Source organism: Paraburkholderia bonniea, assembly GCF_009455625.1.
Classification (GTDB): domain Bacteria; phylum Pseudomonadota; class Gammaproteobacteria; order Burkholderiales; family Burkholderiaceae; genus Paraburkholderia; species Paraburkholderia bonniea.
In genome coordinates this window covers 2,463,748-2,480,789 of sequence record NZ_QPEQ01000001.1, presented here as the reverse complement: position 1 = coordinate 2,480,789, position 17,042 = coordinate 2,463,748, and the positions used below count along the sequence as shown (strand labels likewise).

At 60.4% G+C, this 17,042-nt stretch carries 17 protein-coding genes; 8 read left to right on the top strand and 9 right to left on the bottom strand.

Translation table 11 applies throughout. The features are described 5' to 3' along the window. Positions 1-60: 60 nt before the first annotated feature. The 6 genes from GH656_RS10955 to GH656_RS10930 all read right to left on the bottom strand — a co-directional run bounded on the left by GH656_RS10955 (position 61) and on the right by GH656_RS10930 (position 4,914). Positions 61-1,647 carry a DUF3443 family protein gene (locus GH656_RS10955; protein ID WP_174769741.1) on the bottom strand — a complete coding sequence of 529 codons (1,587 nt, stop codon included), beginning with the start codon at positions 1,645-1,647 and terminating at the stop codon, positions 61-63. A 30-nt stretch (positions 1,648-1,677) separates the two neighbouring features. Beyond that, positions 1,678-2,130, bottom strand: a complete 453-nt coding sequence (locus GH656_RS10950; protein ID WP_153075903.1) for a DUF2844 domain-containing protein — start codon at positions 2,128-2,130, stop codon at positions 1,678-1,680. Between the two features lie 261 nt (positions 2,131-2,391). Beyond that, a complete protein-coding gene (locus GH656_RS10945) occupies positions 2,392-2,715 on the bottom strand; it encodes a rhodanese-like domain-containing protein (RefSeq protein ID WP_153075902.1) in 324 nt (107 codons plus the stop codon). Between the two features lie 75 nt (positions 2,716-2,790). After that, a complete protein-coding gene (locus tag GH656_RS10940; RefSeq protein ID WP_153075901.1) occupies positions 2,791-3,444 on the bottom strand; it encodes a protein-L-isoaspartate O-methyltransferase family protein in 654 nt (217 codons plus the stop codon). A gap of 157 nt (positions 3,445-3,601) precedes the next feature. Further along, positions 3,602-3,859, bottom strand: coding sequence for a hypothetical protein (locus GH656_RS10935; protein ID WP_153075900.1), 258 nt, complete (start codon positions 3,857-3,859; stop codon positions 3,602-3,604). A gap of 113 nt (positions 3,860-3,972) precedes the next feature. Then, complete coding sequence (locus GH656_RS10930; RefSeq protein WP_153075899.1) at positions 3,973-4,914, bottom strand: CysB family HTH-type transcriptional regulator; 942 nt, start codon at positions 4,912-4,914, stop codon at positions 3,973-3,975. A gap of 220 nt (positions 4,915-5,134) precedes the next feature. Between GH656_RS10930 and GH656_RS10925 the strand changes: the two genes are divergently transcribed. The 8 genes from GH656_RS10925 (at position 5,135) to GH656_RS10890 (ending at position 14,261) form a co-directional block, all read left to right on the top strand. Beyond that, positions 5,135-6,817: a nitrite/sulfite reductase gene (locus tag GH656_RS10925; protein WP_153076649.1), complete on the top strand. Its 1,683-nt coding sequence runs from the start codon at positions 5,135-5,137 to the stop codon at positions 6,815-6,817. Between the two features lie 36 nt (positions 6,818-6,853). Continuing rightward, on the top strand, positions 6,854-7,387 hold the full coding sequence (locus GH656_RS10920; protein WP_153075898.1) for a DUF934 domain-containing protein: 534 nt from the start codon (positions 6,854-6,856) through the stop codon (positions 7,385-7,387). After that, positions 7,384-8,154, top strand: coding sequence for a phosphoadenylyl-sulfate reductase (locus GH656_RS10915; protein WP_153075897.1), 771 nt, complete (start codon positions 7,384-7,386; stop codon positions 8,152-8,154). Before GH656_RS10920 ends, GH656_RS10915 begins: the two co-directional genes overlap by 4 nt. A gap of 124 nt (positions 8,155-8,278) precedes the next feature. Further along, a complete protein-coding gene (gene cysD / locus GH656_RS10910) occupies positions 8,279-9,277 on the top strand; it encodes a sulfate adenylyltransferase subunit CysD (RefSeq protein WP_153075896.1) in 999 nt (332 codons plus the stop codon). Between the two features lie 45 nt (positions 9,278-9,322). After that, positions 9,323-10,639 (top strand): sulfate adenylyltransferase subunit 1, encoded by a 1,317-nt coding sequence (locus GH656_RS10905; protein ID WP_153075895.1) that lies wholly within the window; start codon positions 9,323-9,325, stop codon positions 10,637-10,639. Between the two features lie 118 nt (positions 10,640-10,757). After that, complete coding sequence (gene cobA, locus GH656_RS10900) at positions 10,758-11,525, top strand: uroporphyrinogen-III C-methyltransferase (protein WP_153076648.1); 768 nt, start codon at positions 10,758-10,760, stop codon at positions 11,523-11,525. Between the two features lie 617 nt (positions 11,526-12,142). Then, positions 12,143-13,447 carry an MASE1 domain-containing protein gene (locus tag GH656_RS10895; RefSeq protein WP_153075894.1) on the top strand — a complete coding sequence of 435 codons (1,305 nt, stop codon included), beginning with the start codon at positions 12,143-12,145 and terminating at the stop codon, positions 13,445-13,447. Continuing rightward, positions 13,404-14,261: an alpha/beta hydrolase gene (locus tag GH656_RS10890; RefSeq protein ID WP_246184303.1), complete on the top strand. Its 858-nt coding sequence runs from the start codon at positions 13,404-13,406 to the stop codon at positions 14,259-14,261. Before GH656_RS10895 ends, GH656_RS10890 begins: the two co-directional genes overlap by 44 nt. Positions 14,262-14,388: 127 nt before the next feature. Here GH656_RS10890 and GH656_RS10885 read toward each other — a convergent pair whose 3' ends face one another. The 3 genes from GH656_RS10885 to lptF are packed head-to-tail and all read right to left on the bottom strand — an operon-like array spanning position 14,389 to position 17,030. Beyond that, the gene (locus GH656_RS10885; protein WP_153076647.1) at positions 14,389-14,760 is read right to left on the bottom strand and encodes a sirohydrochlorin chelatase; all 372 of its coding nucleotides are present in this window, start codon (positions 14,758-14,760) and stop codon (positions 14,389-14,391) included. A 17-nt stretch (positions 14,761-14,777) separates the two neighbouring features. After that, on the bottom strand, positions 14,778-15,926 hold the full coding sequence (gene lptG / locus GH656_RS10880; protein ID WP_153075893.1) for an LPS export ABC transporter permease LptG: 1,149 nt from the start codon (positions 15,924-15,926) through the stop codon (positions 14,778-14,780). 3 nt (positions 15,927-15,929) lie between these two features. Further along, positions 15,930-17,030, bottom strand: coding sequence for an LPS export ABC transporter permease LptF (gene lptF / locus GH656_RS10875; RefSeq protein ID WP_153075892.1), 1,101 nt, complete (start codon positions 17,028-17,030; stop codon positions 15,930-15,932). Between the last annotated feature and the right edge of the window lie 12 nt (positions 17,031-17,042).

Here is a 17,042-nt window from a genome sequence, read left to right as displayed (position 1 = left end):
GTGCCGTATCCGGCATCGCCCCTCTTGTCGTTTAAGTCTGCCAGGAATGACCCGGCAGTGTTAGAAGGCTACGAACGGCCCTGCCAGTCCGCCAATTTTGGCGGTGTCTACCACGGTGTAGACATCTCGTCCGAAGAAGAACGGAAGCCCCCAAGCGGATGCCACACTGGAATAGAGCCCAAGACTGCTAAACGCTGTGTTGCCTGTGGCGAATAGTGTTGTTGAATTTTCGATGGTGAATTTCACCTCTTTTTGCACGGTCGTGCCGCTGGACTGTGCCGCCATCTGGGTGATGAGCGTTGCTGGCGTGAGTGGTTCGTAAAAACCGTTTGGCTTTACAGGGATGGTTGCATCCACAAAAACCAGCGTATTGGTTCCGCTATCGATCAGGCTACGCCGGGCAATGCCGTTGTATGTCGTCATATATCTGCCGTAAGCATCAACGGGAATGATGGCTGCGGCTGCGGGCAATGCATTGTTGGTCCGTGTGCCAATACCGAATACCAGCTCCCCAGTTACCTTGGCTTGCCCTGTTGCAGGCACTGCCGGCAAACGAATGATGGTGCCGTTGTTGTCAGTGGCAAAGGCCATCACAGGATGCATCACCTGCGACGTTGCTGCGACAGTGGCAGTGGTGCAGGACGTTGCGCTCGGGCAATAGTAGTAATTGACGGCTGAATCGCGTGCGGTGTGCCCAATCCCGACAACGCCGTTAGCGATAATCCCATCCACGCTGCCAATATTTGGACCGCCACGCGATGTGCAGGTTGTCGGCACAGTTGAGAGGTCTGGATCACTGACGATCTGAATCGGCAGTGCGGGGGCTTTCTTGTCGCCCATGAGCACATCGGCTTGCTTTATCGAGCCCCATGTAAAGCCGGAGCCGAACAGCGCGCATTCCGCGAGCGGTGCTTTACCAGTCAAATCGTTGGTTGCGCCGGTTTGTGCCGGGAGTTTGGCTTGTAGCGCTGCGGGAATCTGGCTGGCAATCACGCGAACGCCCACTGAGCCAGTGTCGAGCAGCATGTGATCGATCGTCTTGCATTCGGTCGGATCTTTGCTACCTGGCGGACACAAGGTGATCGAGACGTAGGGTTGATTCACGTTGTAGCCAATGGGCGGGCCATATTGCTCGACGGTGATTGGAATCGTGTTGCTGTCCTTTACCGTTTCACCGCCGTCACCGTCGCCACCAGGTGTCGGTTTGCCGCCGCTATCGCCGCCGTCGCCACCAGGCGTTGGCTTGCCGCCGCTATCGCCGCCGTCGCCACCAGGCGTTGGCTTGCCGCCGCTATCGCCGCCGTCGCCACCAGGTGTTGGCTTGCCGCCGCTATCGCCGCCGTCACCACCAGGTGTTGGCTTGCCGCCGCCGTCGCCGCCTGTGGTTGGTGTTCCACCGCCGTCGCCGCCTGTGGCTGGCTTTCCACCACCATCCTTGTTACCACCGCTGTCTGGCGTAGGCGTTCCACCACCATTAGTGGTACCACCATTGCCTGTGCCGCCTTTATTGGTCGTGGGCACATTGGTAGTGGGTTTGCCGATCCAGCTATCGTCCTGCTTGTCGCCCCCACCGCCCCCGCCACATGCGGAGAGCACTGCGCTAGCTGCGAGCACAGTAAGGCAAAGCGTTTTGTTCAAAGTCGTCATGTTGATATTTTTGAGAATCGAGGAGGGGCTTTATTGCAAGGCGGCTGGATCGACGCCGGCCGGTACGAGTCGTGGCAGATAGGCTTTGCCCATGACGTTTCCTGGGCGGCCAAACGATTCGATCCTGAGGTCGCCAGTACGCTCGATTAACGGCCCAGTTCCGTGTCCGGTGGTTGAGCCTGCCTGGACAAAGTTAGGGAAATAGCTGCCCAGCAGCGCGGTCATATCTGGCCGGGTTGGTCCGTCCCAGGTAACAGCAAAGACGATGTTGCCGGGCGTGACATATTCGTGAATCGTGACGCCATCGGCCGAATGCGATTCACGCATGGTGTAAGGCGCAGCTGGCGTTGCCGGAAGAGCTGACAAACGCTTGGCGGGAGTAGAGGCAGAAGCAGCAGGAGCGCTAGGCGCAGCGCCTAAGGTCGCATGTGCGGCGAGGGGGGAAAGCATCGCAATGATTATTGCGACAGCGGTTAATTTCATTAGAGATGCTCCAGATTTGAGTTGGAGCATGGTGCCAGAGAGCAATACGCAATGAATCTAAGACCTTTCTGAATAATTTCAGGAAAAGTTATAGCGCGGTGCATGCCAACGCATGACATCAGGCCGGGTGAGCGCTGAGAAATTCGCTGGGCGTGGGGGAAGGGAATACAGCGCAAATACGGCCTGCCGCAGGGCGCGGGGCAGGCGTAAAAAAACCCTGCATGGCGCAGGGTTCAGCGTGGTTCAGGGGACGCTCAGATTTTAATAAACAGCCACGCCAGGATCAACCAGCTGCGACCATGCATGAATGCCGCCATCCAGATTGAATATCTCAGCGTAGCCGTTGGCCTCAAGAAAACGCGCCACTTGCGCGCTGCGTGCGCCGTGATGGCAGATGCATATCAGCGGTGTGGCGTCATCGAGTTCAGCGTAGCGCGCGGGAATCTCGCGCATCGGAATGGCGAGGCTGCCAGCGATTTTCGCGGTTTCAATTTCCCATGGCTCACGGACATCGAGCAGCACAGGAGCCGGACGGGAAGAATCAGCCAGCCATGCGGCAAGCTCAGGCGCGGACAGGTTTTGCATCGGGGGATCCGGGGGCTTTAGCGTTCAGCGATTATCAGGACGACAGGATGAAAAGCAGGAGGCAGGGCAATCAGCCTAGAACTTGAAGCGCGGCAGTTGTTCGGCGTTAACCAGCGGCGTGACCATCGTCTCGAAGATATTGACGGTATGAAACTGCCTGGCGTCGATGCGCGTGATGATCTGCGCTTCCATGACCGGGGCGGTGCCAACGAAGACCCCCAGGCGTCCGCCCGGCTTGATTTGCTCCAGCAGGCTTTGCGGTACCACGGGCAGGCTGCCAGAAACGCAGATCACGTCGTAGGGTGCCGAGCCTGACCAGCCACGCGCGGCGTCGCCGCAGACAACATCCGCATTCTGGATGCCATTGGCCGCGAGTTTGGCGCGAGCGTACTCAACCAGTTCTGCTTCGATTTCGATGGAGAGCACATGCTGGGCCCGATGGGCCAGCAGCGCTGCCATGTAGCCCGAACCCGCACCGATTTCCAGCACGTTTTCGTGCTTTTTCACCTCCAGCGCCTGCAACATGCGCGCTTCGACCCGGGGTGCCAGCATGTGCTGGCCACAAGGCAGCGGCACTTCGAAATCGGCGAAAGCCAGATCGCGGAACGCGGCGGGGACGAAGTTTTCACGCTTGATGATGGACAGCAGGTTCAGCACGTCCTGGTCGAGCACATCCCAGGGACGGATTTGCTGTTCGATCATGTTGAAACGCGCTTGCTCGATATTCATGATGGGGTTCGGCGGTGTGAAGGCGGCCCGCTAAGGGCGGCCGAGGTCTGAAAGGAGAAAAACTGGGCGATTGTACCAAACGGGCTGCGCCGGTCCTGCTGGCCTTGCGGGCTGTGCGGCCCGCCACGGCATGCGCTTGCAAGCCGTGGCGGGCGTTTTAGCTTTTGCTCTTTTTGATTTGCGCTTCGAAGGCGAGGTCCAGCTTGCTGGCGCGGCGTGGTTTTTGCGGCCCAAATGCATCAACAAATTTCACGAATTCATCGAGCGCCAATGGCCCGGATAGTTTCGCTGGGGCCTCAGCGGCTTTGTCGGCGAGATAAAACAGTCCGCCAGGCAGGCTGATGGCCGCGTAATAAGGATGACCGCTGCGGCTTTTGAGCCGTTCGACAGCATGGATCGCGCGTGTGGTGCGCATGATGACGAGTCCAGGTAGAGAGAAATTTGCCGCTCGCGGATCGTACGGATCGCGCGGATCGTGCCCATCACGCTGGCGCGTTGCTCCAGTTCAGCATGAGGCCGGGATTTACATCAGAGCTCATAGGTTTCGTGCTCGCCCTTGAGCGCTTGCTCGATGAGCTTGCGGTTCATGCCTGGCGAGAGCAGTTCGACCAGCGTGTACACATAGCTGCGCAGATACGCGCCGTGCTTGAGTGCGACTCGCGTCACATTGCTGCCGAACAGATGGCCCACGGGGAGTGCGCGTAAATGACGGTCGCGTTCAGCGCTGAAGGCGATATCGGCCATGATGCCAACCCCCAGCCCAAGTTCGACATAGGTTTTGATCACGTCAGCATCGATGGCTTCCAGCACGATGTCGGGCGTCAGGCCGCGCAAGCGGAAGGCTTCGTCGATCTTGGTGCGTCCCGCGAAGGCGTTGCCATAGGTAATCAGCGGATGGTGCGCCAGATCATCCAGAGACAACTGCTTGCGTTCGAGCAATGGGTGGTCGGGCTGCATTACGGCCACGTGCCGCCACTGAAAGCAGGGCAGCGAGACCAGATCTTTGTAGTTCGAGAGGCCTTCGGTGGCGATGGCCAGATCGGCCTGGTCGTGCAGCACCATTTCTGCGACCTGGGTGGGGCTGCCCTGAAGAATGGACAGATGCACCTTGGGAAAGCGTTTTTTGAATTCAGCGATGGCCGCTGGAAGCGAGTAGCGCGCCTGGGTGTGCGTGGCGGCGATGACCAGGTTGCCCTGATCCTGGGCGGCATAGTCTTTGCCGATGCGCTTGAGGCTTTCCACTTCCTGCAGGATTTTTTCGACCGAAGCCAGAATGATCCGGCCCGGTTCAGTAAGTGAGCGCACCCGCTTGCCATGCCGCGTGAAAATCTCCACGCCCAGTTCATCTTCGAGTTCGATGATCGCTTTGGAGACGCCCGGCTGGCTGGTGAACAGGGCTTTGGCCGCTTCGGTGAGGTTGAAGTTTTGCCGCACGGCTTCACGCACAAAGCGAAATTGGTGCAGATTCATTTATAACCTCTGTGCATATAAGAAGAATTTTTTAGTCGTTTGAAATATAAAGCGAGTTTATTACGATCTGTCCATCTTTTCCAATATGGATATCTGCCTTTGTCATTAGCGCGGGCGAACGAGGGGTCAGAAGGTCTTGTTCGAGCGTGGCGGCAATGGCGGCGGGTATCTGGGTGCGGCGCGCGGGCATGGTGCGTTGCGTCACTTCAGGGCTCCCCGAATGTACCAATACGACCAGTACGATCAGACCATCGTCGACGAACGCGTGGCGCAATACCGCGATCAGGTGCGGCGGCGGCTGTCGGGCGAGTTGAGCGAAGAAGAGTTTCGCCCGCTGCGTCTGCAAAATGGCCTCTATATGCAGCGGCATGCCTACATGCATCGCATCGCCATCCCTTATGGCAACTTGCGCGCGGACCAACTGCGGATGCTGGCGCGGATTGCCCGTGAGCACGACCGGGGCTATGGTCATTTTTCGACCCGCTCGAATATCCAGTACAACTGGATCAAGCTCGAAGACACCCCTGAGATTCTGGCGAAGCTCGCTTCGGTGCAGATGCACGGCATCCAGACTTCAGGCAACTGCATTCGCAATATCACCGCTGATCAATTCGCGGGCGTGGCACCTGACGAAATGGTGGATCCCCGCCCATGGGCTGAAATTCTGCGCCAATGGTCGACCTTTCATCCCGAGTTCGCGTGGCTGCCGCGCAAGTTCAAGGTGGCCGTCTCGGGTTCGCGCGAAGACCGCGCAGCGGTGCAGGTGCACGATCTTGGCGTGTATCTGAAGAAAAACGCGCAAGGCGAAATCGTGGCCAGCATCCTGGCGGGCGGTGGCCTTGGGCGCACGCCGATCATCGGCGCGATCATCCGCGAAAACCTGCCGTGGCAGCATTTGCTGAGCTATTGCGAAGCCGTGCTGCGGGTTTATAACCGCTACGGCCGGCGCGACAACATCTACAAGGCGCGCATCAAGATTCTGGTGAAAGCGCTGTCGCCTGAAAAATTCGCTCAGCAAGTCGAAGAAGAATGGCAGCACCTGAAAGACGGCCCGGCCACGCTGACGCAAGCCGAACTGGATCGCGTCGCGCAATACTTTCAGCCGCCGCAGTACGAAAAGCTGGCGGATACCGATGCTTCGTTCGAAGTTCATCTGCTCGAAAATCGCGCGTTCGCCCGCTGGGTCGAACGCAATGTCCGGCCGCACAAAGTGCCGGGCTATGTGTCGGTCACGCTCTCGCTCAAATCTCCAACCATCGCTCCCGGTGATGCCACCGATAGCCAGATGGAAGCTGTGGCGGACTGGGCCGATGCGTATTCGCTGGGTGAAATTCGTGTGTCGCACGAGCAAAACCTGATTCTGGCGAACGTGGCCAGGCGCGACTTGTTCGCGTTGTGGGAAAAAGCCAAAGCGGCTGGTTTCGCCAGCGCGAACATTGGCTTGCTGACCGACATCATTGCTTGCCCTGGTGGCGACTTCTGCTCGCTGGCCAATGCCAAATCGATTCCGATCGCGCTCGCCATTCAACAACGTTTCAGCGATCTCGATTACGTCCATGACCTGGGCGATGTATCGCTGAATATCTCTGGCTGCATCAACGCCTGTGGCCACCATCACGTGGGCAACATCGGCGTGCTAGGCGTCGATAAGGATGGCTCGGAGTGGTATCAGGTCACCCTCGGCGGTGAGCAAGGCAGCGGCGTGGGCGGTGGTGCGCAACTAGGCCGGGTGATGGGTCCGTCGTTCTCCGCTGATGAAATGCCGGACGTGGTGGCGAAGGTGATCGAGACGTTTGTCGAGCATCGTCAGGATGGCGAATGTTTTATCGAAACCTATAACCGCATCGGCATGGCTCCGTTCAAGGAGCGCGTGTATGCCGCGCGCCAGCCAGCTCATGCGTGAACGTCCCCGTGACCAGGTTTAACAGGAACAAGTCAAATGGCTTCGATTATTAAAAACCGCGCGATTGTGGCCGATCACTGGAACGTGATTCGCGCCGCTGAAGATGGCACGCTGCCAGACGTCGAGGCGTTGCCGCCCGGCCCAGTGCTAGTGCCGCTGGCGTTATGGCTGGCTCAGCGTGAGGCGTTGGGCGCAACGCGCGCTGCGGCTGAACTCGGGGTGTGGCTTGAGCCGGATAGCGAGCCCGCTGATCTCGCGGGGGACTTCGACCGGATCGCGTTGATCGCGGTTGATTTCCCTGTGTTCCGCGATGGCCGGGGGTACAGCATTGCGCGTTTGCTGCGCGAGCGTTATGGCTACACCGGCGAAATTCGCGCGATTGGCGATGTGCTGCGCGACCAGTTGAATTACCTCGCGCGCTGCGGCTTCGACGCCTTTGCCGTGCGCGCGGACAAAGATTTGCACGATGCGCTGAAAGCCTTCGATGAATTCACCGTGCAATACCAGGGTGGGGTGGATAACCCGTTGCCGCTGTTTCGCCGCCGGGCAGCGGTGGCCGCCGCATCATGAGCGCCGCGACGGTGCAGGTGGTGCTGCCAGCCGCGCTTGAAGCGAAAGTGGCGCGGCTGGAGGCATTGCTCGATTCGATCGCAGCCCGCCATGCTCACGTGAAGCTGGCCAGCAGCCTCGCTGCCGAAGACATGCTGCTGACTCACGCGATTCTTTCCCGTGGCGTGGCGATTGGCATCTTTTCGCTCAATACCGGCCGCTTGCATGCCGAAACCCTTGGCATGCTTGACCAGGTACAGCAGCGTTACGGTTATCAGATCGAGCAGTTTTATCCCGACGCTGCCGCAGTTGATGAATACGTCGGCGCGCATGGCCTGAATGCGTTTTACGAGAGCGTCGATTTACGCCGCCGCTGCTGCGAGATCCGCAAGGTGGAACCACTGAATCGCGCGCTGGCCACGGTTAGCGCATGGGTTACGGGGCAGCGTCGTGAGCAGTCGGTGACCCGTGCTGAGCTGCATGAAGAAGAACCCGATAGCGCGCGCCAAATCGTCAAGTTCAATCCGCTGGCGGACTGGAGCGAAGCGGAGGTGTGGGCCTATCTGCGCGCCTTTGAAGTGCCGGTGAATCCGCTGCATGCGCGGGGCTATCCCAGCATTGGCTGCGAGCCCTGTACGCGAGCGATTCGTCCAGGTGAGGACAGCCGGGCCGGCCGCTGGTGGTGGGAAAACCGCGACACGAAAGAGTGTGGTTTGCACCTGAGCCAAGCGGTACCCGCAAGTGCCAGCGCCAGCGCAAGCGAAACCGTGACTGGAACGGCCGCTTAAAGCAGCGTTACCGCCATCTCACCCGGCACCCATCTTTGGCACGACCCCCCTTTGGCACGAACCCTTGTGTCAGCGCAGCGCGACTGTGCCTGGCGCTCATCCCGAACTCAGGAAGGCACTGAACATGACTGCTGCACTCGATTTCACCGCAACGCCTGGCGCGACTGCCGCCAGCGCCCGTACTTCATCCGCACCGCATGCACCACGCGCCAGCCGGATGGACCATCTCGACTGGCTCGAAGCCGAGTCGATTCATATCCTGCGTGAGCTCGTGGCCGAGTGCAGCCACCCGGCGCTGCTGTTTTCGGGCGGCAAGGATTCGGTGGTGGTGCTGCATCTCGCGCTAAAGGCATTCGGTCTTGGCGCACAGCGCAAAACCGTGCTGCCGTTCCCGCTGGTGCACATCGACACGGGCCATAACTACCGCGAAGTTATCGGCTTCCGTGACCGGCGTGCCGAACAGATTGGCGCGCAACTGGTGGTGGGCCACGTTGAAGATTCGATCCGCCGTGGCACGGTGCGGCTGCGGCGCGAAACGGATTCACGCAATGCGGCGCAGGCGGTCACGCTGCTCGAAACGATTGCGCAACATGGCTATACCGCATTGATCGGCGGCGCGCGCCGCGATGAAGAGAAGGCCCGGGCTAAAGAGCGCATCTTTTCGTTCCGCGATGAATTCGGCCAATGGGATCCGAAGGCCCAGCGCCCGGAACTCTGGAGCCTGTATAACGCCCGCCTGCATAGCGGTGAGCATCTGCGCGTATTCCCGATTTCGAACTGGACCGAACTCGACGTCTGGCAATACATCGCGCGCGAGCAACTCGAACTGCCGTCGATCTACTACGCGCATCAGCGCGAGATCGTGCGCCGCGACGGCCTGCTGGTGCCGGTGACACCGCTTACCCCGATGCGCCCAGACGAGACCAGCGAAAACGCACGGGTGCGCTTTCGCACCGTGGGCGACATCAGTTGCACCTGCCCCGTTGAAAGCGATGCTGATGATCTCGAGAAGATCATTGCCGAAACCGCCGTGACCGAAATAACCGAGCGCGGCGCGACCCGGATGGACGATCAGGCTTCCGAAGCAGCGATGGAACAGCGCAAAAAGCAGGGCTATTTCTAGGCCTGCCATTCGCCATTCGCTATCCGATATTCGAGGAACAAAATCATGAGCATTCATCAAGCGGAAGATCTCGGCGTGCTGCGCTTCATTACGGCGGGCAGCGTCGACGACGGTAAAAGCACGCTGATTGGCCGTCTGCTGTACGACAGCAAGGCGGTGTTGTCCGACCAGTTATCCGCGCTGTCACGGGTGAAAAACAAGCGCACCGCAGGCGATGAGATTGATCTCTCGCTGCTGACGGATGGCCTTGAAGCTGAGCGTGAGCAGGGCATCACGATTGACGTCGCGTATCGCTATTTCGCCACCGCGCGGCGCAAGTTCATCATTGCCGACACCCCTGGCCACGAGCAGTACACCCGCAACATGGTCACCGGGGCCTCGACCGCGCATGCCGCGATCGTGCTGATCGATGCCACGCGCATTACGTTCGACGCGCAGGGTGCCGCGCAACTGCTGCCGCAAACCAAACGCCATAGCGCGCTGGTCAAGCTGCTGGGCTTGCAACATGTGATCGTTGCGGTCAACAAAATGGATCTGGTCGATTACAGCGAAGCGCGTTTCAACGAAATCCGCGCCGCGTATGTGACGCTGGCCAACCAGCTTGGGCTGGCCGATGTGCGCTTTGTGCCTGTGTCGGCGCTGAAGGGCGACAACATCGTCAAGGGCAGCGAGCGCATGCCGTGGTACGGCGATGCCCCGTTGCTCGACGTGCTTGAAGCGTTGCCCGTTGAATTGCCGACGGGCCAGGCGTTGCGCTTTCCGGTGCAATGGGTCGCGCGCCAGGACGGCAGTCAGGCGGATGATTTTCGCGGCTATATGGGTCGCATCGAGGCGGGCGAGGTGAAACGCGGCGACGCGGTCGTGGTGCTGCCCGCGAACCGGCCCGCGACGATTGCCGAGATCATCGCCCCAGTGCCAGGGGGCACAGCCCAGGTTGAATACGCGTCGGCGGGCCAGACGGTGACGCTGCGGCTGGCGGAAGATGTCGACGTCTCGCGTGGCGATACCTTTGTGCTGGCTACGGATGCTCCCGAGCCGGCGAAGAAGCTCGAAGCCGATCTGTGCTGGTTTGACGAAGCCCCGCTCTCGACGCAGCGCAAATACCTGCTGAAGCAAACCACCAGCACCGTGTTTGCCCGCATCGGCGCGATCCGCGAGGTGCTCGACGTGCATACGCTGTTGCAGGCCACCGACCGCACTGAACTGGCGATGAACGACATTGGCCGCGTCGCGCTGACCTTGCAAAAGCCGCTGGTGTGCGATCTCTATGATTCGCATCCCGGCACCGGCGCGTTCGTGCTGATTGATGAAGCGACGCATCACACGGTGGCGGCGGGTATGATCCGCGCGTTTTCCGCCTGATATTTTTTGCCTTTTGTTGTTCGTCTTTTGCCATTCGTCACCCTGAAGCCTGAGCCCGCGTATGCCCGACACTCTCTCTGAGCACCCCGCTCCCCCCGAACCCATGGCCGCCACGCCGATGGGCAAGGTGTACCTGGTGGGCGCGGGCCCGGGCGCGGCTGATTTGATTACGGTGCGCGGCGCGCGTTTGCTGGCAACGGCCGGGATCGTGCTGCACGATGCGCTGGTCGAGCCCGAGATGCTTGAGCACGCGCCACAGGCACGCAAGGTCGCGGTGGGCAAGCGTTGCGGCCAGCGCTCTACGGCGCAGCAGTTTATTAACCGGCAGATCGTCGATGCCGCGCGGCGGCACGCGGTTGTGGTGCGGTTGAAGGGGGGAGACCCGATGTTGTTTGGCCGTGCGGACGAAGAAATGCGTGCGCTCGAAGCCGCTGGCATTGACTATGAAGTCGTGCCGGGCATCACGGCAGCGCTGGCGGGGGCGGCTTCGCTGCAGCGCTCGCTGACCTTGCGCGGGGTAGCACGCAGCGTCGCGCTGGCAACGCATAGCCGGGCGGCGGATACCGAGGCGATCCGTGAGCAGGTGAAGGCGGATTCGCTGGTGTTTTATATGGGCCGTGACAGCGCGCCCGAAATCGCGCAGCAATTGCTTGACGCGGGGCGGCCCGGCACCACGCCGGTGGCGCTGGTCGAAGCGTGCAGCACGCCACGCGAGCGGACCTTGACCTTGACGCTGGCCGCGCTCGCGGCAGGCGAGGCGCAAACCTGGCTGGACCCGTCCCAGCCAAGCCTGCTGATGATCGGAGAGGCGTTTGCCGAACGGGCGCAGGCTGCGGCTGGCATGACCGTGCAGGCTGGCACAGCGGCGTTACAGCAAGCGGCTTAAGCGCTGCCGGCACAAGCTATCAACGAAGCGTGAGCTGGTGATGGCGGCAGCAAGAGGGCACTAGTCCGTATTAATATCGGGACGGCGCTGGAAACGCATGCGCCGTTCAACCGGCATCAGCCAATCAGATATGCCTTGCGTTCGACGATTCAGTTGGATGGCCCAGCGATGCTGTCCGGGTTGCTTGCTGCTTTCTCCACCGCGACAGGCGATACGAGTCTTGATCCCGCGTAGCTTCAGGTACCGCTGGTAACGGGCAAAGTCATGGTCTTTGTCTGCCGGCAACTTGCATGGATAGGGCGGGGCTGGCTTGGCCTGGCTGTTCAAGCCCGGTACTTGCCGCTATGACATCGTGCGTGGCTTCGAGCGTTAGCGGGTTTTCCTGGGCGTGACATGACGTCGTTGCCGACTTCGTGACCCAACTGCTCTCCGGCAGCGAGGCGAAACGAAGCGAAGCGAGGCACCCGAGCCCGAGCGCAGATATCGACTTTTGCTGGCGTCAGGCAGAACCCGCTAAAGGGCTCATGAGCCGCTAGTGGTTCCGCTTAACTCACCTCGCCGCTCTTTGCGGCGCTTTCGCGCGGTCTATTGCCATGCGCGCATGACGGGAATCTAGAATGCTGCCGACAGTCACTTCACTAGCGAAGTCGAGACTCATCACGCTGCTTTTCTGGGCGCTGTTGTACTTCTTTAGCGGATGTATTTCGCACCAACTCAATGGGCCTGTGCGCGGCAGCGGCTATATCTGGCTGCCTGCGGGCGTGGTGGTGGCGGCCTTCATGTTGCGGCCCGTGCGTCAGTGGCCGCTGGTCAGCGTTGTGTTCCTCGTTGCGCAGCTAGCTTTGAGCGGTGCCGAGCACGGCAACCTCTTCACCGCATTCCTGTTCGCCATCGACGAAATCGGCGCGGCGGCCCTCGCGGTCTGGCTGGTGCAACGTGTGCGCTTTTCGCTCGAAGGCCTGTATTTTCTTCGCTCGGTGATCCTGTCCGGCGCGCTTGCGGGTATGTTGGGTGCGCTCGGCGGCGGGCTCTGGTATGCGCTGGTGAAAGACGAGCCGTTCTGGGATGTCTGGTGGGTGTGGGCCGCGTCGGACTTTGTCGGTGTGATGCTCGTGACACCTGTGCTGGCGTCGTGGTCGCGTTTTCGCGCACATCGCTCGGGCGATCACGAACGCTTTGACATCGTGCTCGGCATCGCGTCGTTCGCGTTGCTCGCTGTGCTCGCCATGCTGATCTTTGCGGGTGATAACGCTGAGCAGTTCGGCATCGGCGTTGGTTTCGCGCTGACCTACATTCCGCTGTTCCTGACAGTAGTCGTGACGGTGCTTCTTGGTGGGCGCACGGGCTCGTTGTCGGTACTCATGCTGGCGGTCATCGTCATTTTGCAGACGGCTCAGGGCGATGGCGTGTTCGCCATGCTCGACGAACATCGTGGCCGTTCTCTGCTGGAGGCCCAGCTCTATCTCGCGGTGGCATCCCTGCTGGTGCTGACCGTGAGCACGCTCAAAACCACGCGCGAACGGATGCATCACCGGGTGGCGATATTGCAGAACAACATGGAGCTCGCGTTAGCGAGCGCCGGGCAACTGGCCTATGTTCTCGATCCGGCGACAGGCCGGATCGAATGGAGTGGCGATGTCCAGCAAGTGTTCGGCCAGGGCACCGATGCCGCGATGCTTGCCAGTGTGCCGCAGGTGCTTGAGCGCCTGCATCCGGACGATCGGGCGGTGCTGCGAGACTGCTGGAGCGCCGCAGCGGTGGACGAGGTTTGCAAAGTGTTGCCGTTGCGCATCGTGCAGCCTGACGGCGGCAGTCGCAGGGTGCTGGATCGCAGCGCGCCGTTACTGGATTCGAACGTTGACGTGGCTGTCGTTGCGGGTGTCTGGCAAGTTGAACGAGCCTGCGCGGACACCGGGGCGTAAGCATGACTGGGCGGACTGGGGTTCTGCTGATTCATGGGCTTGGCGGCACGCAATACGATCTTGGCTCGCTACACAAGGCCGTGCGGCGCGCGGGGGGGAGCCGCATATGGTGACCTTGTCCGGCCACGGCACGCAGCCAGAAGATTTGATCGGAGTGCGTGCAGAAGCATGGCTTGATGCCGTCACCGAGCAATACCGCGAACTGGAAAAACAATACGACACCTTGCATGTCGGAGGCATGTGCATGGGGGCGCTCGTTGCGTTGCTGCTATGTCACCGCGTAGAGCACACACGCGGCAAGCTCGCGCTGCTCGCGGCACCGGTGTTTATCGACGGCTGGTCGACACCGTGGTATCGCATGCTGCGTCATGTGCTGTATCACGTGCCAGGCATGGCAGAGCGGATCAGAGTGGAAGAGGAGGAGCCGTTCGGCCTGAAAAACACGCTCATCCGCGCGATCGTAAAAAAGAAGCTCGAGCGTGGCGATAATTTCCACTATCCGTGGGTGCCGCTGTCCTGCGTGCAGCAAGTGGACCGGATGCGCGACTGGGTGCGCACGGCGGCACCTGCTACACGCTGTCCCACGCTGATCGTGCATGCACGCGAGGACGAACTGACGAGCTTGCGCTCAGCGGAGTTTCTGCAGCGTTCGATGGACGATGCACGCAGTGTGGTGGTCGAGAATAGCTACCACATGATTTGTGCCGACAATGATCGTGATCTGGTTGCGCATCATGTGCTTGAGTTCTTCGGCTTCGATCCCGTTCATGCAGTCAGCCCTGTGGCGAGGCAGCGGGCGCAGTCGGCATTGTGATTGCGCCGCGCCTGGCCGCACCGGATGAGGCTAACCGTGAACTGGGCGCTGTGTCCCGGCCAATGACCAGGCAGCGGATATAAACCCTGGTGCCGATACCAGCACCAATGCGCGTTCAGGTCTGGCGTTAGAGCTGACGCAGGCAATAGCCTGCGAGCGCGTCAAGCACCGCGTCGTCTTCGCCGACGGCCAGCGCGCAATGAATGACCACTGCCGGGTGCGCTAAGCGGCATTGTTCGAGCACGGCGGGCAGATCGCGCCGCACATGCCCGCCTTGGCCGAAAAACACCGGAATCACCGTAATTTCACGGCAACCGTCAGCGACTTGCGCCGCGATAGCGCCAGGCAAGTCCGGCTGCATCAGTTCGAGAAACGCCAGCGAAACCGGCCCGGCATCACCGCGCGCGGCGCGCAGTTTATCCGCGAGCCGGGCAAAAGGTTCAGCCCAGCGTGGCTCGCGGGCACCATGACCAAACAGGACGATGCCGTGTGGCGTGATGGAGTTTGCTGCGGGCGTCAATGCCGGTCTACCCATCTCAGACCGATTAGCCCGAGCGCGAGATAGATCAGCCCAGGGGTTGCCGCCGTGATCGGCGCGGGCCAGGTGTTGAGCGTGCCGATATGCGAGAACAGCGTGTTGATTAACTGAAAACTCATGCCCAGCATGATGCCGCCGAACACTTTCATGCCTACGACGCCCGCGCGCGTATGCAGATAGGCAAACGGCAGCGACAGCACCAGCATCACGAAAACCGCGAACGGATATAGCAGCTTGCGCCAGAGCGCGATTTCGTAGCGCTGGGTGTCCTGGTGGTTTTCGGTCAAATGCTGGATGTAGCGAAACAAGTTGAACATCGACATGCGTTCCGGCGAAACCAGCAGTACCGACAGAATTTGCGGTGTCAGCTCGGAGCGCAGCGAGTATTCGGGCAGCACCACTTGCCGCGCTTGATACACCGGGCTTAGTGCGTCGGTGGGTTTGCCTTGCAGCGGCGCGACGTCAAGCAGTTGCGTATCGGTTACGCCGGTTAGCTGCCAGTGGCCAGGCGGCTGGTACTTGCCGCTGTCGGCGATGCGCACATTCGACAGGCGGAATTGCGCATCGAATTCATAAATACGCACCTTGCTGATGGTCGCATCGGGCCGGAGTTCGCCGACATTGACGAAGCGTGTGACTTGCACGCCATCGGCGCGCGTGCTGAGTGTGTCCTTGACCCAGACTCCGGATTCGAAATTGCCCGACACGGTCGAGCCCATCGCCTCCAGCCGCACCCGCTCGGAAAGCTGGTCGGTGTAGGGCCCGATGACTTCGCCGATCAGATAAGTGAGAAACACCAGCGGAATACCGATTTTGAGCAGCGAGCGCAGCGCCTGGTTGGTGGCGAGACCCGACACGCGAAAAATTGTGTATTCGGAATTGGCCGCCATCTGGGCAAATACATAAATTGCGCTGATGAGCGCGGCGACCGGAATGATTTCGTAAAAACGCGAAGGGGTTTGCAGCGCGACGCGCAATACCGCGTAACCAAAACGGTAATTGCCGTGGCCGACGGAGTTCATCTCGTTGATGAGGTCAAAGAAGAAGAACAGGCCGGAAAACGCAAACAGGATGAACAGAAAGGTCAGATAGATCTGGCGCGCGAAATATTTTTCGTACAGACGCATCGCTCAAGCCTCCCGCGACGCACGCTGAAACAGCGCACGCGAAAAGAGCGGCCGGTTGCGCACCCGCAGCCAGAAAATAAACACCACCACGGCGCTGACGATCAGATGCAGCCCCACCAGCCCGACACCGAACGACAGCCGGCCTTGCTCAATCCACGATTGCACGACATTCAGCAAGTTCGAATAGGTCAGATAGATCAGCACCGCCATCACCAGGTTGATCGTGCGGCTGCGGCGCGGGTTCTGGTGCGCGAGCGGGATGGCCAGCAGCATCAGGTTGATGGCGATGAGCGGCAGGCCGGCGCGCCATGCGAACTCGGCGAGATTGTCGCGGGTTGGATTGCGTAGCAGATCGAGGGTTGAGGTGCCCGTGGTGCTGGGGGCATTGACGACCGGCTGGCTCTGGATTTTCACGCCGTAGCGCTCGAACTCCATGATGCGGAAGTCGGGGTGGCCCGGCTCGCCATCGTAGCGGCGGCCATTTTCGAGCACGACAAAGCGGTCGCCGTTTTTACGGGTTTCGGTATGGCCGTTTTTGGACACGACCAGGTTGACCTTGCCGTGTTCGGTGCTGGTGACGAAGACGTTTTCGACATGTCCCTGGTCGGGCGACATTTTCTCGATGAAGAACACCCGATGGCTGGACGCTGATTCACGAAACTGCCCCGGCGCGAGCAGCGAGACTTCATCGCGTTGCTGAAAGCGCGCGCGGATCAGCTTGCTTTGCTGGTTCGACCAGGGCCAGCCGACGAACACGAAAAATATGATGAGGATGATGAGCGGCGTGGCAAACACGCCGATGGGCTTGATCAGACGCGTCAGGCTGACACCCGAGGCCAGCCAGACAACCATTTCGGAATCTTTGTACCAGCGGGTTAGCACAAAGAGGATGGAGACGAACAGGGTGGCGACCAGCATGATCGCCAGATAGCCGATGACGGTGAGACCAATGAGCACCAGCACATCGCGCGGATCGATTTCACCAGAAGCGGCGAAGCCGACGATGCGGATCATCATGGTGGTGAGCACGAGGGTGAGAAGCACCATGAACACGGCACCAGCCGTGTACGCGAGTTCGCGCTGGAGGGAGCGTTCGAAAATCATTCTGGGTGGAGA